Consider the following 7893-nt stretch of genomic DNA (forward strand, 5'->3'; position numbering starts at 1 on the left):
AGTCGAGCCGCCGACACCGACGCCACCAGTACCGACACCGACACCAGTTATAGTCGAGCCGCCGACACCGACGCCACCAGTACCGACACCGACACCAGTTATAGTCGAGCCGCCGACACCGACGCCACAAGTACCGACACCGACACCAGTTATAGTCGAGCCGCCGACGCCGCCGACACCGACACCCCCTGCTATCATCAACACACAGAATAATTGGTGTGGCTTAGAAGCTGGATTGAACAAACTTGAAAACATCCTTGACGACCAGCTAAACACAATTAAACTACCCATAGTTGGTTCCCTGAAGAACATTGCCCCCAATTTTATTGACAGCTTCAAAAATAAGCTAGTCGATGCGGTTAAAAATGGGGTAAATCAAACTACAGATCAGTTAGAAACTACTCTGGGCAATGTACTTGGATCTGATTTCAACGTCAAAGTCGATCGCAATTCTACTCAAGAGGAAAGCACTTTACTAATTACTCTGGGTAAAGCATATCAAAGCGATGCTAATTTAGCCCAAAATTTAGGGATGCCTGGATTAGGTTTGACTACGGATGGGAAAGCTAAATCCACAGCAAATTTTGATTTGGCGATCGCTGTGGGTGTTCATAAAGATTTTGGTTGCTTCATAGATACCAACAAAACCAAGCTTACAGCTAATTTTGACGCCGGAATAGATGACAACTCTAAGGGGCAAGCTAATTTAGGCGTTTTACAACTTGACCTGAATAATAATCCTCAAAAACCCACTAAAGCTGAGGCTAAATTAGCCGTCAATTTGAAGGATTTGGATAATTTGGGAGGTGCGAATGATGGATCTCGCTTAACTCTCTCAGAACTTGGTGGTAACTATCAGTTAGCAGATTTGTTCAATGCTACCTTAACTGCTAACGCTAATCTCGGTCTCCAAGCTAAAACTAGCATTAACAGCAATCCTGCTTTTCCTTCCTTAAGTTTTGACCTGGGCGCTAATTGGCAGGCTATTAATTATACCAACGGTCAATTAACTGCACCGCCAAATCCAACAATTAACATCGATAACGCCTCTTTTAACTGGGGGCAAACATTACAAGGGTTGGAAACAAGCTTGACTCAGCTTCAAGACAGTATCAATCAAAATTTACTGGAAGTAAAACTGCCAATTTTAGGGAAATTAAAAGATGTAATTCCCGGAGATTCTAGTGCTTTGACTTTCCTGAATACAGTCAAGGAGAGTACAATAAATGAGTTGAAGTTAGTTAGCGATCGCGCTCTCACTTCAACCCTCACTTCTCTTGTCCAAGACTCGCTAGATGGCACTTTCAATTCCGAAGCACTAGGTGCAAAATTAACTTCTCAATTTAGCCATAATTTTTCTCAAGAGGTTGCCAGGAATCTGCAAGAAGCCTTAAAAAAATATTTCCCTTCCAAAAAACTCTTTGGCTTTTTAGATTTACCTAGTTTGAGGGTAATTGGCCAAGGTACTCCAGATGACATTAATCTGCAAATTTCCCTAGACAAAAACTATGAATTCCCAGATGTTAACCTTTCTGGAGACTTAGGACTTCCAGCATTAGGTTTGGACGTAAATGGCAAAGCACAATCCAAATTTGATGGCAATTTATCCTTGGGATTTGGCATCAATAAAGATTTGGGATTCTATGTTGACACCAACAAAACCAAACTGGACGCAAATGTAGAAGCTGGTCTAGATAATAATTTCAATGCCAAAGGTCAATTAGGATTTTTCCAAGTTGACCTTACCAACGATAACGACAGTCCTACCAAAGCCGAAGCAAAATTTGCTGTCAACTTAAAAGATTTAGATAATTTGGGAGGTGCTGATGACGGCGATCGCCTAACCTTCCCAGAACTGACTAGCAACTATCAGTTGTCAGACTTATTGAATCCTACCTTAAATAGTAGTGCTAATCTCGGTCTGCAAGCTAAAACTAGCGTTAACGGCAATCCAGCTATCCCTTCCTTTGACTTTGACCTTGGAGTTAATTGGCCGATCGTCAATTACGCTAACGGTGAATTAACCGGGCCGCAACAGCCGACAGTTGCATTTAACAATATGCAGCTAGATTTGGGAAGCTTTATCACGGGTTTTGCTAAACCTGTCATCACCAAAGTCAAGGATATTGTGAAGCCGGCCCTTCCTATAATCGACGCACTCGATAGCGATATTAAACTGCTGTCAGAATTCAAACCTATCAGGAAGTTATTCGACAAAGACCGTGATGGCAAGGTGACACTGATCGAAGCGGGTGCCACTCTCACTGGTACAACGATCGACGATCGATTTCTAGATGCTCTTAAGGACATCGGCAAAGCAAGTGATTTGCTCAATAGTTTGTCATCTCAAGAGGAGAACGTTGCTATAGATTTAGGTGACTACGCGATCGATTTTGATGCCACAGATCCCAAGGCTGATACCAAAACCGCTAAGATAACTAAAACCAAAACCGCGACATCTCCCACTGACCAAGCTAAATCGAAATCAAATGTCAAGACTGATGAGTTGCTGACGCTCTTTCAAAACATGGATGGGCTGAGTTTTCCGATCTTGACCGAGCCTGAAGTTGCCATCGACTTGCTGATGGGTAAACCTGATGTCAACCTGTTTACCTATCAAGTGCCGAAGCTAGACTTTAAATTCAACATCGGTGAAACGTTTCCTATCTACTCAATTCCCAAAGTAAATATAGGTGTCAACGGCAAGTTAGAGGGAAATTTTGAAGCTAAAGCTAACTTTGGTTTCGGCTTTGATACCTATGGACTTTCTCAATGGAAACAATCTGGTTTTAAGCCCTCAGATGCCTACAAAGTTCTTGATGGTTTTTATGTGAGCGATCGCAAAAAAGCGAATGGTACAGGGTCGGATGTTAATGAACTCAAGCTTAACGCTAGTATTAAGGCTAGCGGCGGAGTTGATGTTTATGCAGCAAGAGCTTATCTCACAGGCGGAATTGAGGCGAATGCTAAGTTAGACTTGCTCGATGTGGGCGAAGGGGTTGTTCCCTCAGATAAGATAGAGTCTGTACGGCAGTTGCTGCGCGACGCATTAGTTAAGCTTAACTTAGATTCATCGATTGCCAACAACTTCAATCCCAACGCTGAGAATTTAGAAGCTGAAATTGGGAAGATTCTGGACTCAAGCAAAAATGGTTTTGTGCAAAAAATTCTTGCCCAAGAATTCCTCGCGAGCTTCGCTAAACAGGCAATTAAGCAATTTGGAGGAACAGGTGATGGCAAGATTCGTGCCTCAGAAATTACTTCCCGCATCAGCAAACCCCTGAGCCTGTTTGAAGTCAATGGCGATCTGAAAGCTGCCTTAGATTTTAAGGCTCAGTACAAAGAATATTTGCTCGCTGGGGACTGGAAGACACCTTACGAGGTACGCCTGGGTGAAAAGAAATTGGCTGACTTCCGATTGGGAACTGGTTGGACGCGCAAAAGTCGTGCCATTGACGGTTACATCACTGGCGGAAAAGTCTTCTTCGATGCCAACTTCAATGGCCTGCAAGATGATAACGAGCCCTTCGCCTTTACCAACCCTAATGGCAGCTTCGACCTCACAGTAGAACTAGAAAAGTTCGACAACAATCAAGATGGCGATATCGACTATACCGAAGGCAAAATTGTCTTGGCTGGCGGGATAGATATCTCCACCTATTTGCCCCTAGACACACAATTGTCTTCTACTCCAGAGTCGGAGGTGGTGACACCTTTAACTACCGTCATTGCTGAGTTAGCCCAGCAAGGCACTAACCCTAAAACTGCTGAAATTCAAGTAAAATCTGCACTGGGGTTGCCGCCAGCAATTGACTTGACTAGCTACGATCCGCTAGAAGCAATTACTCAAAACGATCCGAATGGTTTGGCGGTTTATGCAGCCCACGCTCAGGTACAAAATACCATTGTTTTAGTCACAGATTTAATTAGCGGTGCTTCCAATACTGCTAAAAATGAGATTGCCTCTAGCGTCATTTCTGCGATTGCCGATCGAATTAAATCTGGCACTCTCGACTTAAGCAATTCCACACAATTGCAAGCGATTATTGAGTCGGCAACGAGTCAACTGCAAGTACCGCAAGTATTCAGTATTTCCTCGGATGCTGCCCAAATTATTGCAGAGGGAAATCAGCGAATTGGTGCGATCGCATCCAGCAATTCCTCGCCCTCAGATGCCGCGACAGAAATCGCCCGCATCCAAAAAGTCGCACAAGGAGAAGTAGCTCAAGATTTACTGCAAGTCGCAGCCGGAAATAAGACGATTCAGTCGGTGATTTCCGAAAATACTGGTGCATCTCTAAATACCAAAATCCAGTCGGCGACAGCTAACAACCCAACAGTCCGCAATACTTTAGATACTGATGACTCTAGTACACCGTCTACACCCAATGAACCATTCCCAGAAAGCGGTATTGAATTCGTTAAAGATGGGGAAAATACTACCGAAAGCACAGATGGCGATGATACCCTCATGGGCAGCGCTAGCGACGATGTATTGCGCGGTAAAAAAGGAAATGACTTGCTGTTTAGCCTTGATGGCAACGATTGGATGAATGGCAATCAAGGCAACGACTTGACAGATGGTGGAATTGGTGACGATACGCTTTACGGCGGAAAGGGTTTTGATACTTTGACTGGTGGTGCGGCTAGTGACTTCCTTTCTGGCAATCGAGGTGAAGATATCCTAATTGGTGAAAAAGCCGACGATACCCTCTACGGCGGTCAAGGCAATGATATTCTGCTAGGAGGTCAGGGTAACGATTTCCTGAGTGGTGATTTGGGCGATGATACCTTAGTAGGGGATGTAGGGAGCGATCGCTTCTTATTATCTACCAATTCTGGTATTGATACTGTTGCTGACTTTGAAGTCGGTCAAGACTTGTTAGTATTGGGTAACGGGTTGACTTTCTCGCAATTGGCAATTGCCGAAGATAGCGGTTCAACTTTAATCCGGTTTGCACAAACAGGGGAGATTTTAGCTTCTCTGGCAGGAGTTTCTGCTAGCAGTATTAGTGCCGTTAATTTCGCATTGATTTGAGAAAGATGTGGGTTTAAGCACTTATTATATCCGAGTTTGAAGTAAGTCCGCGCGTGCGAAGCTATCCCGTAGGGAATCGCCCGTAAAGATGGTAACGAATAAGTTTTAGGGGCGGGTTTACGAAATAATTGCCTAATACCAATTATCTCCTAAACCCGCCCCCACCCTTGCGCGAAAGTCCGCTAGGGCTTGAAACGAATGGCCCAACCGCATGGCAGATATCTATCAAAAATCCCGCTCTTAATATTTCAGTATAATGACACTTGCTATTGAAATGTTTTTGTGTTGTATCATCCACCTCGCGCTGGCTAATCCGTAATATTACTTAATAAAATCCCCCAACTTTATCAAAACTTTAAATAAAAAGGTGTTTATAAAGAAAACTTTATAGATATTCTCTAAAAAAACAGTTATGGTTACTACAACCTTCAGAAAGTGTTTCGGACGCAAGTCGCGAAACAGGGAAACTATTGTCTTTTTTTAGCTATTAGTAGGTGCATTATGCCAATTTTAAATAATCAAGTTTCACCAAGTGCGATCGCCTTTATCGACACTCAAGTAGAAAATTATCAAAGTTTAGTCGCTGGGGTAAAACCGGGTACGGAAGTAGTCGTTTTGGATGGGAACCGGGATGCGATCGACCAAATTACTCAAATTTTAGCTCTTCGGACAAATATTGACAGCATTCACATTGTTTCTCACGGTGCTCCCGGCAGCTTGCAACTCGGCGACGTTCGCTTTAGTTTAGATAATCTGGAAGCTTATTCCGAGAAATTGCAGCAGTGGCGGAGTGCTTTAACTCTGGGTGCGGACATTCTGATTTACGGTTGTAATGTCGCATCAGCACCTCGCGCTTCTGGGAAAGTCTGCCAGGGAATGAATTCCCAGGCTCAAAGTTCAAGTCGGTTGAAACCGACTGAAAACAAGCCGGCTATTCAGTCCTCTTCAGAGGACTTTCGCTATGAGACGGGGGTTGAAACGAACGGCGGATCGGATGAATACGCCATAGATAATGAATACGCCATAGATAATGAACAGGCGAGAGATATAGACGGTTTCGCCTTCATCCAACGAATTGCCCAACTCACAAATACAAACGTTGCGGCTTCCCAAAACCTCACCGGAAGTGTAACAAAAGGCGGGGACTGGGAACTGGAAGTCAGAACCGGGAAAATAGAAACACCGCTGGTATTTGAAGCCGAAGTGTTAGCGGGTTACGAGTATGTTTTGAATAGTTTTGGTGCTGCGAGTAATTTTCCCATAACCTATAGTCTCCGTAAAGTTGCGACTGCGGACTTTAACAAAGACGGCAATCTTGACCTAGCCTTTGCAACCACTGGAGAGGCTCGCAACGTCTCGATCGCACTGGGAGATGGCACTGGCCTATTTGGCGCTGCCACTAATCTTAACACCAGCCCGCCGAGCGCTCTCAATACCTGGTCTGTCGCTGTAGACGACTTTAACAAAGACGGTAATTCTGACCTGGTTACCGCTAATAATGCGACTAACAACGTTTCTCTCCTGTTGGGGAATGGCGATGGCACTTTTGGTACTGCCACCTACTTTGGGGTGGGGTCAAGTCCGTATACCGTCGCTGTGGGAGACTTCAACGGGGACGACAATTCTGACTTAGCTACAGCCAATCAATACTCTAACGACATCTCCATCTTGCCTGGTAATGGTAATGGTACTTTTGGCGCCGCTACTACTTTGAGCGTGGGGTCAAATCCTTATTTTGTGCTTGTCGGCGACTTTAACAAAGATGGCAAGTCAGACTTTGCGACAGCGAACTATGGTGATAGCAGCGTATCCATCCTGTTGCAGAATGCTGATGGTACTTTCGCCCCCGCCACTAACTTTACCGTTGGAAATAGCCCTAATTACATTGCTTTAGGAGACTTTAACGGAGACAATAATGCTGACTTAGCAACGAGTAACGAAGGTGGCTCAAACAACGTATCAATACTGTTAGGAGATGGCACGGGAAACTTTAGTGCAGCTACCAACTTTGGCGTTGCAACACAACCGCTTGCTATTGCTAGTGGCGACTTCAATGCCGATGGAAAAGTCGATTTAGCTACAGCCAACAATGGATCGGGCGATGTCTCCGTCTTGTTTGGAAGTGGCAATGGCAGCTTTGGGACTGCCACTAATTTTGTTGTGGGAGCCAATCCCCAAGGTATTGTTGTAGGCGATTTTAACAAAGATGGTTTATCCGATTTAGCTACGGCGAACTTTGGTGGTCAAAACACCTCGATTCTGCTGAATACATCCCCGGCGGTAAATTTCGCTGCTGCAACTTACAGTGGCACTGAAGGAACTGCGGATACAGTAGTCAATATTCCCGTTACTATCAGCGCTACTCCTGACGCTGACGTGACAGTACCAATTGTCATCGACCCCAGTAGCACAGCCACCGAAAATTCAGACTACACCTTTTCGCCTACCTCGATTATTTTCCCCGCCGGTGCAACAGGTGACGCACTCACCCAGAATGTTGCATTTACTATCAAACCCGACAACATAGTTGAAAACGCCGAAACCGCAATCTTCAACTTTGGCACAATCACTGGTGGCGTTGCCGGTACAACCAAACAAACCACACTAACTATTGCTGCTAACGGTCAGCCTTCAACCCTGAGTCCGTACCAAATAGACCTCAAAACAGGCACAATTACTGGTGGGCCAAACCAGTTTATTTCTCTAGTAAATACCCCGACAGACTCAAACGCAGACAGTTGGTTAGAAGCCGTAGCCAAAATCAATTTTGACGGCAAAATCAAAAAAGCGAAATTCATCGTTGAATACGACAAAACTCCGTCAGGATGGACGGTAAATCTCGGCGACTCAGCGTC

Annotated in this window: 2 protein-coding genes; both read left to right on the top strand. The window is 44.7% G+C overall.

Annotation, left to right across the window (positions count from 1 at the left end):
- On the top strand, positions 1–5038 hold a 5038-nt coding region (locus QUB11_RS26155), incomplete at its 5' end, for a calcium-binding protein (RefSeq protein WP_333256211.1).
- Positions 5039–5539: 501 nt separating this feature from the next.
- A partial coding sequence (locus QUB11_RS26160; protein WP_333198486.1) for a DUF4347 domain-containing protein occupies positions 5540–7893 on the top strand: 2354 nt, incomplete at its 3' end.

The organism is Microcoleus sp. B6-A1, assembly GCF_036705085.1.
Lineage (GTDB): Bacteria > Cyanobacteriota > Cyanobacteriia > Cyanobacteriales > Microcoleaceae > Microcoleus.